The organism is Methylobacterium sp. 37f, from assembly GCF_023093475.1.
Lineage (GTDB): Bacteria > Pseudomonadota > Alphaproteobacteria > Rhizobiales > Beijerinckiaceae > Methylobacterium.
Genome location: NZ_JAGHKN010000009.1, coordinates 123,818 through 137,112 on the forward strand (window position 1 = coordinate 123,818; position 13,295 = coordinate 137,112).

11 protein-coding genes are annotated in these 13,295 nt (G+C 67.5%); 7 read left to right on the forward strand and 4 right to left on the reverse strand.

The window, feature by feature from the left end; genetic code table 11:
* Nucleotides 1–119: 119 nt before the first annotated feature.
* The 4 genes from J7U37_RS08675 to J7U37_RS08690 are packed head-to-tail and all read left to right on the forward strand — an operon-like array spanning nucleotide 120 to nucleotide 3,728.
* Nucleotides 120–1,223, forward strand: coding sequence for an LLM class flavin-dependent oxidoreductase (locus J7U37_RS08675; RefSeq protein ID WP_247635451.1), 1,104 nt, complete (start codon nucleotides 120–122; stop codon nucleotides 1,221–1,223).
* Nucleotides 1,223–2,164 carry an ABC transporter substrate-binding protein gene (locus tag J7U37_RS08680; protein WP_247635452.1) on the forward strand — a complete coding sequence of 314 codons (942 nt, stop codon included), beginning with the start codon at nucleotides 1,223–1,225 and terminating at the stop codon, nucleotides 2,162–2,164. The genes J7U37_RS08675 and J7U37_RS08680 overlap by 1 nt, the downstream gene beginning before the upstream one ends.
* A gap of 25 nt (nucleotides 2,165–2,189) precedes the next feature.
* Entirely contained in the window at nucleotides 2,190–2,720 is a 531-nt protein-coding gene (locus tag J7U37_RS08685) for a cupin domain-containing protein (protein ID WP_056186544.1), read from the forward strand.
* Nucleotides 2,721–2,768: 48 nt separating this feature from the next.
* The gene (locus J7U37_RS08690) at nucleotides 2,769–3,728 is read left to right on the forward strand and encodes an aliphatic sulfonate ABC transporter substrate-binding protein (RefSeq protein WP_056186547.1); all 960 of its coding nucleotides are present in this window, start codon (nucleotides 2,769–2,771) and stop codon (nucleotides 3,726–3,728) included.
* A gap of 161 nt (nucleotides 3,729–3,889) precedes the next feature.
* Here the strand turns inward: J7U37_RS08690 and J7U37_RS08695 are convergent, their stop codons facing one another.
* The gene (locus J7U37_RS08695) at nucleotides 3,890–5,152 is read right to left on the reverse strand and encodes a D-serine ammonia-lyase (RefSeq protein WP_247635453.1); all 1,263 of its coding nucleotides are present in this window, start codon (nucleotides 5,150–5,152) and stop codon (nucleotides 3,890–3,892) included.
* Between the two features lie 515 nt (nucleotides 5,153–5,667).
* On the opposite strand from J7U37_RS08695, the gene J7U37_RS08700 reads away from it, so the two are divergent.
* The 3 genes from J7U37_RS08700 to J7U37_RS08710 all read left to right on the forward strand — a co-directional run bounded on the left by J7U37_RS08700 (nucleotide 5,668) and on the right by J7U37_RS08710 (nucleotide 9,832).
* Nucleotides 5,668–5,988 (forward strand): hypothetical protein, encoded by a 321-nt coding sequence (locus J7U37_RS08700; RefSeq protein ID WP_247635454.1) that lies wholly within the window; start codon nucleotides 5,668–5,670, stop codon nucleotides 5,986–5,988.
* A 350-nt stretch (nucleotides 5,989–6,338) separates the two neighbouring features.
* Complete coding sequence (locus J7U37_RS08705) at nucleotides 6,339–8,120, forward strand: EAL domain-containing protein (RefSeq protein WP_247635455.1); 1,782 nt, start codon at nucleotides 6,339–6,341, stop codon at nucleotides 8,118–8,120.
* Between the two features lie 242 nt (nucleotides 8,121–8,362).
* The gene (locus J7U37_RS08710) at nucleotides 8,363–9,832 is read left to right on the forward strand and encodes an FAD-binding oxidoreductase (protein WP_247635456.1); all 1,470 of its coding nucleotides are present in this window, start codon (nucleotides 8,363–8,365) and stop codon (nucleotides 9,830–9,832) included.
* Nucleotides 9,833–9,838: 6 nt separating this feature from the next.
* Here the strand turns inward: J7U37_RS08710 and J7U37_RS08715 are convergent, their stop codons facing one another.
* Genes J7U37_RS08715 through J7U37_RS08725 form a run of 3 tightly spaced genes read right to left on the reverse strand, consistent with a single transcriptional unit; the run spans nucleotide 9,839 to nucleotide 13,234 of the window.
* On the reverse strand, nucleotides 9,839–10,888 hold the full coding sequence (locus J7U37_RS08715; protein WP_247635457.1) for a response regulator: 1,050 nt from the start codon (nucleotides 10,886–10,888) through the stop codon (nucleotides 9,839–9,841).
* Nucleotides 10,889–10,901: 13 nt separating this feature from the next.
* Nucleotides 10,902–11,315 (reverse strand): response regulator, encoded by a 414-nt coding sequence (locus J7U37_RS08720; protein ID WP_056186660.1) that lies wholly within the window; start codon nucleotides 11,313–11,315, stop codon nucleotides 10,902–10,904.
* A 35-nt stretch (nucleotides 11,316–11,350) separates the two neighbouring features.
* Nucleotides 11,351–13,234, reverse strand: a complete 1,884-nt coding sequence (locus tag J7U37_RS08725) for an MHYT domain-containing protein (RefSeq protein WP_247635458.1) — start codon at nucleotides 13,232–13,234, stop codon at nucleotides 11,351–11,353.
* Nucleotides 13,235–13,295: the final 61 nt, after the last annotated feature.

Below are 13,295 nucleotides of genomic sequence, written 5' to 3' on the forward strand. Positions count from 1 at the left end.
GACTTCACGATGCGGCGAAAGGACGATTGGGGGGATCGCTGCGACCCGTCGGAGCGGGCCGAACCCAGCACGTTTGAAATCTTGCGCCGTCGACACTCGCCCCAAGCCCAGGAGACCCCATGAGCTTCCTCAGTCCGGATGCCGTCGAGTTCATCGGGTTCGCCGCCCCGCGCGACCAGTCGGAAACCCATGCGGCTGCCGGCCCCGCCATCGATCGCGATTACCTCAACCTGCTGGCGCAGGCCCATGAATGGGGCGGATTCGACCGCATTCTGGTGGCCTTCTATGCGACGGCGCCCGACGCCCTTCTGCTCTCGGCCCAGATCGCGGCGGTGACCGACCGGATCGGCCTGATGATCGCCCACCGCACCGGCTTCACCGCCCCCACCGTGGCGGCGCGCCAGTTCGCCACCCTCGACCAGCTCACCGGCGGACGCGTCGCCATTCACGCCATCAGCGGCGGCGACGACCGCGAACTGGCGCAGGACGGCGATCACCTGACCAAGGACGAGCGCTACGCCCGCACCGACGAATTCCTGACCATCGTCCGTCAGGTCTGGACGGCCGCGAAACCCTTCGACTTCGCTGGCGCGCATTACCGGATCGTGCGCGGTTTTTCCGAGGTGAAACCGGTGCGCCAGGGCGGCATCCCGGTCTATTTCGGCGGCGCCTCGCCGGCCGCCATCGCGGTGGCGGGCCGCCATGCCGACACCTACGCCCTCTGGGGCGAAAGCCTGGATCAGGTCCGCGAGGCCATCGGCAAGGTCCGGGCGGCGGCGGCTCCGCACGGGCGCGACCCGCGTTTCAGCCTGTCCTTCCGGCCGATCCTGGCGGCGACGGAAGACGCGGCCTGGGCTCGGGCCGAAGACATCCTGGCCCGGACCCGCGCGACCCGCGCCGCGCAGGGCCTGGGTCCGGCCGCCTCGCCGCAGAACGAGGGCTCGCGCCGCCTGCTCGCCGCGGCGGCGCAGGGCACCCGCCTCGACGCCCGGCTCTACACCGCCATCGCCCGCGAGACCGGCGCATCCGGCAATTCCACCGCCCTCGTCGGCACGCCGGAGCAGGTTGCCGAAGCGCTGCTGGCCTATCACGACCTCGGCGTACGGACCTTTCTGATCCGGGGCTTCGACCCGCTGGAGGACGCCATCGCCTACGGTCGCGACCTGATCCCGGCCTTCCGCCGGCTTCTCGCCCGACGCGGCGCCCGAGCGGAGGCGGCGTGATGCGGATCGTCCTGACAGCCCTCGCGCTCCTGGCCTTCACGGCCCTGGCCCGCGCCGACGAGGCGGTGCTGCGCGTCGGCGATCAGCGCGGCAACGCCCGCGCGCTGATGGAAGCGGCCGGCCTGTTGGCCGACCTGCCCTATCGCCTCGATTGGAGCGAGTTTCCAGCCGCCGCGCCCCTGCTGGAAGCCCTCAATGCCGGGGCGATCGATGCCGGAGGCGTGGGTGACGCGCCCTTCACCTTCGCGGCCGCCGCCGGAGTGCCGGTGAAGGCCTTTCTGGCTTTCCGCAACCGTCAGGACGGGCTCGCGATCCTGGTGGCGAAGGACTCGCCGGTGAAGACGGTCGCCGACCTGCGGGGCAAGAGCATCGCCACCAATCGCGGCTCCATCGGCCATCAGGTCGTGCTGGCGGCCCTGGAGGAAGCGGGTCTTCCGGCCGGCGCGGTCACCCTGCGCTTCCTGCCGCCGGCGGATGCCAAGATCGCGCTGGCCAGCGGCAGCATCGAGGCCTGGGCGACCTGGGAGCCCTACACCTCCACGGCCGAACTCGCCGGCCTCGCCCGCGTGGTGCGCGACGGCAACGGCATCACGCCGGGCCTCAGCTTCGCGGTCGCGAGCGATACGGCCCTGACGCGCAAGCGTGCGCTGCTCGCCGATTTCGGTCGACGTCTGGTCGCGGCCCGCGACTGGGCTCTGAAGGACCCCGCCCCCTATGCCGCACTCTGGTCGAAGCTCATCGGCCTTCCGGAGGCGGTGCCCCTGCGCTGGTTCGCGCGGGCGCAGTACCGTGCCGTGCCGATCGACGAGGCCGTCATCGCCGACGAGCAGCGCAACATCGATCTGTACGTCCGTTCCGGGCTGATCCCACAGGCGCGCGCACCCAAGGCCGACGCGATCCTCGACCGCAGCTTCGCGCCCGCCGCCGTCGCGGTACGATGAGCCGCACCGCAGGAGGAGGCGAGACATGCACGGCGACCACGATCACGACCCGACCGATCAAGCTCATATGCACCGAGAGCACGACGATGCCGCCCCGGCGGATCGCTGGAAGCACGATGGCGTGCGGGTGATCCCGGGCGACAAGCTCGATCCCAACACCGCCCAGACCCCCGGCATGTTCCGGCAGGCGGCGATCAACCACGCGCGCGTCGGTGCCCAGAAGATCTGGGCCGGCACGGTGGCGATCGCCCCGGACGCCAAGACCGGAGTGCATCATCACGGCGCTCTGGAAAGCGTGATCTACGTGGTCTCCGGCCGCGCCCGCCTGCGCTGGGGCGACCGGCTCGAATACGTGGCCGAGGCGGGCCCCGGCGACTTCATCTTCGTGCCGCCCTACGTGCCGCACCAGGAGATCAACGCCGATCCGGACCAGCCGCTGAACTGCGTCCTGGTGCGCTCCGACAACGAGGCCGTGGTGGTCAACATCACCGATGTCGAACCGGTCGAGCGCCCCGAGACCGTCCACTGGGTCGATCCGATCCACAAGCATCCCTGACCGCTGCGCACTCCGCACAATGCTTCCGACAAAACGAGACACGCTTCCATGATCGACCGTCGCCACGCGCTGAAGGCCGCCGCCGGCCTCAGCCTCCTCGCCCTGTTGCCCGGAGGCGCCCGGGCGGAGCCTGGAAAACTCCGCATCGGCTTCCAGAAATCCTCGACGCTGATCGCCCTCCTGAAGGAGGATTCCGCCCTGGAGAAGGCCCTGGCGCCGCTCGGCGTGACCGTCTCCTGGCATGAATTCACCAGCGGCCTTCCGATCATGGAGGCGCTCAATGCCGGGCAGATCGACGTCTCGGCGGACGTGGCCGACACCGTGCCGATCTTCGCCCAGGCCGCCCAGGCGCGGATCACCTACATCGCCCAGGAAGCCGCCTCGCCCAAGGCGCAGGCGATTCTCGTCGGCGCCGAGTCCTCGATCCGGTCCATCGCCGATCTGAAAGGGCGCAAGGTCGCGGTCACTAAGGGGGCCGGCAGCCATTATCTGCTGCTCGCCGCCCTGGCCTCGGAGACGCTGCCCTTCAAGGCGATCAGCCCGGCCTATCTCACCCCCTCGGACGGACGCGCGGCGCTGGCCAGCGGCAGCGTCGAGGCGTGGGTCGCCTGGGACCCGTTCCTGTCGGCGGCCGAGCAGCAGACCGGCGCCCGGGTGTTGCGCGACGGCACCGGCCTGTCGCAGTACAAGCGCTACTACCTGGCGGGTGCCGATTACGCGACACAGCGCGCCGACGTGCTCACCCTTCTGTTCGCCAAGCTGCGCGAGACCGGCGCCTGGGTGAAGGCCAACCCGGAGGCCGCCGCGGCGCGCCTCGGCGCCCTGTGGAAGCTCGACCCCGCCATCGTGCTGCAGGCCAACGGGCGCCGCAGCTACGCGGTCGAGCCGGTCACCCGCGCCGGCCTGTCCGAGCAGCAGACCATCGCCGACGCGTTCCGGGCCGAAGGGCTCCTGCCCCGCGCCGTCGACGCCTCCGCCCTCCCGATCTGGGCGCCGCCGGGGCTCTGAGGCGAGCCGGTTCCGACCGGGTCATCACCCACCCGGTCGGTCTGTCCCGAACCAGCAGCAAGGGTGCGGGGCGGTCCGGAAGCCGAAGGGGTCGCGGTAGCAGGGAAAATCGCCCGGCCGCGCAAGCGCCGCCGGTTCGGCCGCTCCCTCGTCGCCTCGCCCTATGCAGCGCCCGCCAGTGCCTTGCGGAACTCGGCCTCGGGCAGCAGGGCACCGCCGGTCGTCCACACCACGTGGGTCGCAATCTGCAATTCGGGGAGGCTGGCGAGCGCTGGGCGGATGGCGGCGAACGCGGCGGCCGCCGAGGGTTCGAGGCGCATCTCGGCCCGTTGCCACAGGGTGCGGACCCAGGCGAACAGGTCCGCATCCGCCACCGTGACCACGCCGGCGATGAGCCCGCCGACGGTGCCGGCCACGAGGAGCGAGGCGCTCGACACCGCCAAGCCATCGGCGGCGGTGCGGTTGTCGAGGCCGATATCGTAGACGCTGACCGGCCGGTCGAGTCCGGCCGCGAGTTGCACCAGCATGCAGGGGGCGGCGACCGGCTCGACGAAAACGCAGTGCACGGCATCGCCGAACAGCAACGTCAGCCCGAGGGTGACGCCGCCGGGCGCGCCCCCGACCCCGCAGGGCAGGTAGACGACGAGCGGGTGGTCGGAATCGACACGCACCCCGGTCTCGTCCAACTGGCGTTCGAGGTCGAAGGCCGCCGCCGCATAGCCCAGGAACAGGTCGACCGAACTCTCGTCGTCGACGAAATGCGCGTCGGCCCGACCCGCGAAGGCGTCGCGCGCCGCCGCGACCGCGCTGCCGTAATCCCCCGCATGCTCGACCACGCGGGCGCCGAGATCGCGCAGGCGCTGCTTCTTCCACGCCTTGGCGTCGTGGGACATGTGGACCTCGACCTGGAAGCCGAGGGCGCGGGCCATGACGCCGACACTGAAGCCGAGATTGCCGGTGCTGCCGACCGCAACCGTGTAGGCTCCGAAGGCGGCCCGCATCGCGGGCTCGGCGAGGCGCACGTAGGATTCGCCCTCGCGCAGCCAGCCCTGGTCGAAGGCCAGCCGTTCGGCCGTGACCAGCACCTCGTAGACGCCGCCGCGCGCTTTGATGCAGCCCGTCACCGGCAGGTCGTGATCGGCCTTCACCCACAGATGCGCCGCATCGAGGCCGCTGACCTCGGCGGCGAGTGTCGGGTCCAGCGGCAGGAAGGGCGAGTCGATCCGCCCGGTCTCCAATTCGGGAAACAGTCGGGCCAACAGCGGATCGAAGCGGCGCCAGCGCGCCTCCGCCGCCCTGACCTCGGCCAAGCCGAACGCCAGACCGGGCAGAACCTCTCTCGCCGCCCGGCGATGGGGATTGCGCCATACGGTCGGACGCCCCACCCGCACGGCGTCCGGGATTCCTGCCGGATGATCGGTCATGGGCGGCGTTCTTTCGGATGGGGGCGGTGCAACGATGCCGGAATGGCAGCGATATCAGAGAACGCGCGGCGTATCGTCGAACCCGGTGCACAGGACCGAGGCGTAGGGCGGAGAAATTTTCCTTGCATCGGTTCCTTGAACGCACGGCTTCGCCGGATCGACGCGGTGATGTCGGCCTGTCTGAACCGGGAGAGTGGTCGGGTCCGGGGGCACGAGGCGAGCCCAGGCCTACAAGCTGAACGCTCGCTCCGAAAAACGTTATGGCAGGCGAGCATGAAGCACACTTGATATATGTTACAGATATCGAAGCGTCGATTTGAAAGCCTTAGCTCCGGACGGAACGGTTTCGATGGATTGATTCACTCTCGAACAACTACGAACGACAAATGTTTTGCCATCCGCCAAATTGCAACGATCTTGGAACCGTGGCCGTTTAGGCTCTCGATGAAGGATTTGCATCAGGGGTTGGAGAGCGGCGCCGGGTTATGAGCGATCTGAGGAAGAGGCGCGGTTGGTTGTTCGTCCTGCCGTTGACGGGCTGTCTTGGATGCCTCCAAGCCGATGCCGAGACGTCGAACATCGCCGGCATCGTCATCCAGAAAGCGCGACGGTTCGGCTTTCAGGCCGTCAGCTTACAGGCCGGGGGATCCATCGTTCTGTCGAACGAGGAAGCGACCGCCGTCCACCACGCCTATATCGAGGCCGATGGCGTTCGGCGCGACTTCGGCGACCAGGCGCCCGGCAGCCGCACCACGATGATTTTTCCGCAGCGGGGCGACTTCATCGTCCTGTGTGGCGTGCACCCCAAGATGAAACTCGCCGTCCATGTGGAGTGATCCGGCATCCGCCTGATCGGTGCCTATTCCGGATCGGCGGACCTGCGCGGCACGGGGGCGAGGCCGAACCATGCTATCCCGACGGAACCGACCGGCGCTCGTCCGAGCGGCGGCCGCCCTCGGACGTCGTGTTTCCGATGGACCCGCCGGGACGGTGGCCGATGGGAATAGGGGAATCAGCCTCCGCCGATGCGGCGCCCTGACGACGCGATGACGGCGCTCCTGCGATCCGCAATTGAGGTGTGGCGCAAGCGCACAGAGCCGTCAGGAGGGTAGAACTCGCCTAAAGCATTAGTTTCGCGTTCGTATTTGGCCGCTAACATCGCTGCAATACTAACATGAGTTAGGCAATGGCGACCCTTAAATCCGAAGACGAACGGCTTCATGCTCTTAAGCAACTGAGGCTCCTCGATACGCCTCCTGCCGAAAGCTTCGATCGCATCACCCGAATGGCGAGCCAGCTGTTCGATCTCCCGATCGCCGCCATTTCACTGACGGACAGCGATCGGCAATGGTTCAAATCCCGGGTCGGCGTCGATCACTGGGCGATCCCCCGGGATCGCGCGCCCTGCGCTGAGGTGGCGGACACGTCCGGTTCCCTGGTGATTCCCGACCTGATGGAGCATCCCAGTTATCGAGACAGCCTCCTGGCGCGATCCGGGATTCGATTCTACGCAGGTGCCCCGCTGACCACACGCGAAGGGTTCTGCCTCGGGGCCATGTGTGTTCTCGGTCCGGAGCCGCGCCAGGTTTCCAAGCAGGAACAGGCGGTGCTCATCGATCTGGCCGCCATGGTCATGGCGCAGGTCGAACTTCAGCACGCGTTCGGCCGTGTCGATGCGATCACGGGGCTGCCGAACCGGCATCAACTGCTCGAGGACCTTCACGATCAGGCGGCCACGGGAAACGGAGGGCTGCGTCACCTCGCGCTGGTTGAGGTCATGGACGCCCTCAAGATGTCGGATGCGGTACGGGTCCTGGGTGTCGGGGTCATCGAAGACCTCATGCGAGAGGCGACCCGGGTGATTTCCAGCAATCTTGGGCTGAGCACACAGGTCTATCATGTCGGGGCAGCCCAATTCGCATGGATTATCTCGTCATTCCACGGCGAGGCCATGCTCGAGGATCGTCTCGGGAACTTGGCTGGCACGCTGCACAACCACCTGAGTTCGGCCCCGGTGCGGATTGCGCTGAACCCGGTCATCGGGGTCGCGCCGCTGGCGGTCGGCCAACATCTTGCCGAAGATGCGATCCGAATGGCTCACAACGCAGCCCAGGAGGCGCGTCTCACGGGCCATTCCGTCAGCACCTATTCGATGGTCGCCGACGATCACCATCGGCGGCGCTTCCGGCTGCTGAGCGACATGCGTACGGCGCTCGTTTCCGGCCAGGAGCTGTCGCTCACCTATCAGCCGCGCATCGCTCTGAGCACCGGAGACTGCATCGGCGCCGAGGCACTGCTTCGCTGGCAGCACCCGGAACTCGGCGCCGTCTCACCGGGCGAATTCATTCCGCTCGTCGAACAGACCGATCTGGCCGGTCCGCTCACGGCCTGGGTGATGGCCGAAGCCATTCGGCAGATCGTCGCCTGGCGAAACATGGCCATCGACTTGGCCATCTCGGTCAATGTCTCGGTGGCGAATTTGGACCAATCCGAGTTCGCGACCGACCTCATCGGGCAATTGCGAAAGGCCGGCATTCGTCCCTCAGCCTTCGAGATTGAAGTGACCGAGAGCGCACTGATCAAGAACCGGATGCATGTCGAGGAGCAGCTTCGGGCCATCCGAAGCGCGGGCATCCGTGTGGCCATCGACGATTTCGGAACCGGCTACAGCAGTCTTTCCTACTTACGGCACCTGCCCGCGGACCTGGTGAAGATCGACCAGTCGTTCGTGCGCGATCTTGCCGACGACCCCAAGGGGCAAACGCTTGTGCGGCATCTCATCGAGATGTCCCGTGGGCTCGGCTTCCGCGTCGTCGCCGAAGGTGTCGAGGACGGGCAGGCCTACGAGATCCTGCGGACCTGGCAGTGTGAGGAAGCACAGGGATACTGGATGTCGCCGCCGCTGGCCCCCGCCGATCTTCAGCATTGGCTCACCACGCGGGTGTCTTCCCGGGACGAGGCCGCGTAGATCACAACTATGCCTCAGCGTTTCGGGAAGCAGACGGCATTCGCGGGCGCTATCGGCGCGCCCACGCGCACCTGGGCAAGGTCGAATTCCAGCCTTCCGAAGAGTCCGAATGGCGGCAAGGACGGGAACTGCCGGGACGCCGGATACGCGAGGAAGCACGCTTCCCTTCCGCGCGGCCGCACGACATGGTCCGTCCGCACCGGCCGACCCAATGCGACGCCAGCCACGAAGAGCCCTGCCCCATGTCGGAGTCCCTGTCGAACCGCGACGCCCGTGATGGCGATGCCTCCAATCGCGACGACCCCAGTCGCGACGACCTGGCCCCGTTCGAAGCCGTGCTCGGGGTCGGCGGAGTCCTCACCGATCCGGGAGTGACCGCCCGGTACACGCGCGACCACCGCGACCTGATGCAGGGCGAGACCCCGGCCGTCTTGCGCCCGCGCAGCGTCGCGGAGGTCCAGGCCCTCGTCGGGCTCGCCCGCGCAGGCGGGTTCGGCCTGGTGCCCCAGGGCGGCAACACGGGCTATGTCGGTGGAGCGACGCCGGAACCCGGCCGGCGCCAGTTGGTGGTCAGCCTGGAGCGGATGACCCGCATCCGTGCCGTCGATCCGCTGAACTTCACCCTGGCCTGCGATGCCGGAACGATCCTGGCGGACGCCCAGAAGGCGGCCGAGGCGGACGGGCTGTTCCTGCCGCTCAGCCTCGGCTCCGAAGGCAGCTGTCGCCTCGGCGGCAATCTCGGCACCAATGCGGGCGGGCTCCAGGTCCTGCGCTACGGCATGGCCCGCGACCTCGTCCTCGGCCTCGAAGTTGTGCTGCCGGACGGAACGTTGTTCTCCGACATGCGGACCCTGCGCAAGAACAACATCGGCTACGACCTGAAGCAACTCTTCATCGGCGCCGAGGGAACCCTGGGCATCATCACCGGCGTGGTGCTCAAGCTCTGGCCGGCGCAAACGCAGCGCGCCACCGCCTGGCTCGAACTCGCCGCCGGAGCGCCGATCCCGGACATGGCCGCGACCGTGCGCCGGGAGACCTCGGACCTCGCCTCGACCTTCGAACTGATCTCGGCTTCCTCCCTCGGCCTCGCCGCCGATCTGCGCGGCGGCGAGATCGGGTTGAGGGCGGGGCCCGGCGGGGCCGTGCTCCTGGAACTCACCGCCTCCTCCAACCGCATCCCCCTCGACGACGTGCTGATGGGCTGCCTCGAAAGCCTGATGGAGCGCGGCTGGGTCACCGACGCGGTCCTCGCCCAATCGGAGGCGCAGCGCCGCGCCTTTTGGGCGGTGCGCGAATCGATTCCCGAGGGGGAGAAGCATGCCGGCGGCTCGGTCAAGCACGATATCGCCCTGCCGATCTCGCGGCTGACCGACTTCCTCGCCAGCGCCGCCCTCCTGCTGGCCGAACGCCTGCCCGAGGTGCGCCTCTCCGTCTACGGCCATGTCGGCGACGGCAATCTGCATTACAATCTCGTCGTGCCGCCGGGTCAGGATCGGCTCGCGTTCACGCGCATGATCGAGGCCGGTTTTGCCCGTGACCTCTACACGATCGCGCTGGAATACGGCGGCAGCTACAGCGCCGAATACGGGATCGGTCGCTTCAAGCGCGACCTGCTGGAGCGCTATTCGGATCCGGCCCGGCTTCGTCTGATCGGGGCCCTGAAGCACGCTCTGGACCCGGACGGGATCATGAACGCTGGCGCCTTGGTCTGAACCGGCTCACCCTTGGAACGACAGCGTCACCCGGGTTCCGGCGCTCCCGGTGCCATAGACCAGGGCCGATCGCAGGTTCGCCGCCATCGCCTTGACGATGCGGGAGCCGAGGCCGGTCCCCCTCGGCTGTCCCTCACCGGTCCAGCCGATGCCGTCATCCTCCACCGTCAGGGTCAGGCCGGCAGGACCCTGGCGAGCGATGGAGACCCGGATTTCTCCAGGGATTTCAGGCGGATAGGCGTACTTGTAGGCGTTGGTCACGAGTTCCGTGACGACGACTCCCACCGACACCGCCTTGTCCGTCGCGAGCCGGATCGGCGCCGCGTCGAGGCGGATGGCATGGTCGCGCCCGGCCGCCTTCATCGCCGCTTGAAGCTCCTCGACCAGGCTCGCCAGGTAGGCGTCGAGATCGACGGCCTCGACGTCATCGGAGGTGTAGAGCCGCCGGTGGATACCGGCGATCGCCGAAATCCGCGCCTGCATCTCCCGCAGCGCCGCCTTGGCCGCCGGATCGGTGACCGCGTTGGTCTGCATGTGGGTCAGGGCCGCCACCAGCGCCAGCGAGTTCGCCACCCGGTGGTTCACTTCCCGCAACATGATTTCGGCCCGGTCCCGCGCCTCCCGGACTTCGCGTTCCGCACGCTCCTTGTCGCGCCGCAATGCCTCCTGACGTAGGGCCGTATCCACCGCTTCGCCCAGGAGTTCGCGGAACTGGCCCTGCAGGTCCTTCCAGACGTAATCGACGGCACCCGCCTTCAGGGCCGCCACGGCGACCCGACTGTCCTCCGATCCCGTCACGTAGACCACCGGCGGCGCCTCCGGCAGGGCACGGATGCAGGGGAGGATGTCGAGGCCGGTCTGCCCGGGCATATGATGATCGAGGGCCACCACGTCGATATCGCCCTGAGCCAGGCGCCGGAGGCCGCTATCGCCATCGAGTGCGAGGTCTACAGCGTAGCCCCGCGCCTGCAATGCGCGTTGCACGAGCCGCCCCAGACCAGGGTCGTCGTCGATGTAGAGGACGCGACCGCGGCCTGGGGGCGTCGGTGCGGTCATGGAAGCGAAGGCTTCATGGATTTTCTGGGACCTGCATGACCGAGAAGAACAGCCCGAGCTGCCGGATAGCGTTGGCGAAGCCCTCGTAGTTCACCGGCTTGGTGATGTAGACGTTGGCTCCGAGATCGTAGCAGCGCTGGATCTCGCGCTGGTCATCCGTGGTGGTCAGGACCACGACTGGCGAGCGCTTGGTATGCGGGTTCGCCTTTACCTTCTCGAGGATGTCGATACCTGTCATATCGGGCAGGTTCAGATCGAGCAGGATGAGCAGGTGCCGCTTGGCGCTGACCTCGCCGGATCCGTCCGCACCCAACAGGTAGTGCAGTGCCGAGGTGCCGTCCTGGAACGGCAGGATCGTATTGTTCACGCCGGCGCGACGGATGTTGCGCTCGATCAGGCGCGCATGGCCCTCATCGTCCTCGATCATGACGATTTCGACGGCGTTCACGCTTCGCTCCACCCCTATTCGGCAGCGAGCCGCATCGGCGACCCGTTCTGTCCCTGACCTGTAGCGGTCTCGCGGGGCAGCGTCACGCTGAAGGTTGTGCCGATTCCCAGTTCCGACGCGACCTCGATACGGCCGCCGAGAGAGCGAACCAGCGCCTTCACATGAGCGAGGCCGATCCCTTCCCCGGGCCGGTCTTGAGCGCCGGACCGCCGGAACAACTCGAATACCCGGGCGTGGTCCCGTTCGGCGATGCCCCGGCCGTTATCCGCGATACGGTAGCGGATCCGGCCGCCGCCGAGGGCCTCAGCCGTGATCTCGATGCGTCCCGGCCGAGCCGGGTCGAGATATTTCACAGCATTATCAATCAGGTTGCCGAAAATCTGCTCGATGGCGAGCCGGTCGGCGACGAGGCGGGGCAGGTTCGGGGCGACGATCACCCGCGCGCCGGCCTGCTCGATTTGGTGCTGCTGCGCGGCGGCGAGGCGCTGGAGGAGGCTCGTCATGTCGAGGCGTTCGGGCGTAAAACTGCGCCGCCCCTCGCGGGACAACTTCAGGATTGCCGCGATGAGCCGCTCCATTCGGTTCACGGCCGCCTGGATGAAGCCGAGCGCTTCGCCAAAATCAGCATCGATCCGGGCCGATTGTGGATGCCCCTGGAGAGCGGCGCCGACGTCTGCCCGCGTCGCCTCCAACTCGCTGGTGAAGCCCATCACGTTCACCAGAGGCGCCCGGAGGTCATGGCTGACGATGTAGGCGTAACGCTGGATCTCCTCGTTCGATTCGCGCAGTTCCGCCTCGGCTTGGCGCTGCTCGGTGATGTCGGTATGGACGCCGACCCATTCTCGTATCGAACCATCGCCGTTCGTCACTGGCACCGCGCGAATGGCATAATGGCGGTAACTGCCATCGGCGATGCGCACCCGGTGTTCGTGGACGAAGGTCCTGCGTGCCCTCACCGTTTCGTTCCAAGCTTCGATACTGGCTTGGGAATCTTCGGGATGTACGGCATTCGCCCAGCCGTAACCCGCGTACTCGGTTGGGCTCTGCCCCGTAATGGCGCTCCAGCCCGGCTGTTCGCCGATCATCCTGCCCTCGGCATCATTGGTCCAGAGAACTCCGCGCACGGCCTGGATGGCCGCACGAAAGCGGGCCTCGCTGCCGCGGAGTTCCTCTTGCACCCGTTGCTGGTCGAACGACGAAGCCAGCATCGCCAGGAACAGGATCAGGAAGGTCGCGCCCGCCACCGCAAGGGCGAGGTTCTGTTGGCCTTGACCCAGGTCTGTAATGTGCGCCGCCTGGGCGCCGGCGGCCTCGGCGGTGAACGTGGCTGCTGCCATCCCGGTGTAGTGCATGCCGGCGACTGCGATGCCCATGACACTGGCCGCGATGAGCGTCTGCCACACACTGTTCTGGCGCAAAGTCAGCCACAGCGCTGCCGTCGCTGCCGTAATCGCGATGGCGACCGATATCCCGACGAGGCGCCAATCATAGGCAAGATTTCCGGGGACGTGCATCGCGGCCATACCCGTGTAGTGCATCGCCGCGACCCCAAGACCCATCACGGGGCCAGCGATGAACAGATCTTGTCTCGTTGCCCCTCGCCGGCTGATCCAGGCGAAACCGGCGCCGGTGCAGGTAACGGCAAGAGCCAGCGACAGGAGCGTCGTTCCAAGATCGTACGCAGCCGGCATTCCCATCTCGAACGCCAGCATTCCAACGAAATGCATCGACCAGATGCCTCCGCCCATCGCGGCTGCAGCGGCGGCGATCCAGAGGTGGCGTCTTCGGCTTGCCGCACCCCGCGCGCGGCTCACGAGATCGAGTGCCGTGTAGGATGCGAAGATCGCGATGGCGACGGACAGCGCGACGAGCGCCGGGTTATAGCCGGTGTGAACCATCGTTGGGGCGGACAACCATTCTGCGGACGGATGTGTCAGCCTATCCCGTTCGGACTCCAGG

Bases quoted from the DNA above. Each gene is read 5' to 3' on its own strand.
- J7U37_RS08675 (WP_247635451.1), top strand. From the start codon at position 120: ATGAGCTTCCTCAGTCCGGATGCCGTCGAGTTCATCGGGTTCGCCGCC.
- J7U37_RS08680 (WP_247635452.1), top strand. From the start codon at position 1,223: ATGCGGATCGTCCTGACAGCCCTCGCGCTCCTGGCCTTCACGGCCCTG.
- J7U37_RS08685 (WP_056186544.1), top strand. From the start codon at position 2,190: ATGCACGGCGACCACGATCACGACCCGACCGATCAAGCTCATATGCAC.
- J7U37_RS08690 (WP_056186547.1), top strand. From the start codon at position 2,769: ATGATCGACCGTCGCCACGCGCTGAAGGCCGCCGCCGGCCTCAGCCTC.
- J7U37_RS08695 (WP_247635453.1), bottom strand. From the start codon at position 5,152: ATGACCGATCATCCGGCAGGAATCCCGGACGCCGTGCGGGTGGGGCGT.
- J7U37_RS08705 (WP_247635455.1), top strand. From the start codon at position 6,339: ATGGCGACCCTTAAATCCGAAGACGAACGGCTTCATGCTCTTAAGCAA.
- J7U37_RS08710 (WP_247635456.1), top strand. From the start codon at position 8,363: ATGTCGGAGTCCCTGTCGAACCGCGACGCCCGTGATGGCGATGCCTCC.
- J7U37_RS08715 (WP_247635457.1), bottom strand. From the start codon at position 10,888: ATGACCGCACCGACGCCCCCAGGCCGCGGTCGCGTCCTCTACATCGAC.
- J7U37_RS08720 (WP_056186660.1), bottom strand. From the start codon at position 11,315: ATGATCGAGGACGATGAGGGCCATGCGCGCCTGATCGAGCGCAACATC.
- J7U37_RS08725 (WP_247635458.1), bottom strand. From the start codon at position 13,234: ATGGTTCACACCGGCTATAACCCGGCGCTCGTCGCGCTGTCCGTCGCC.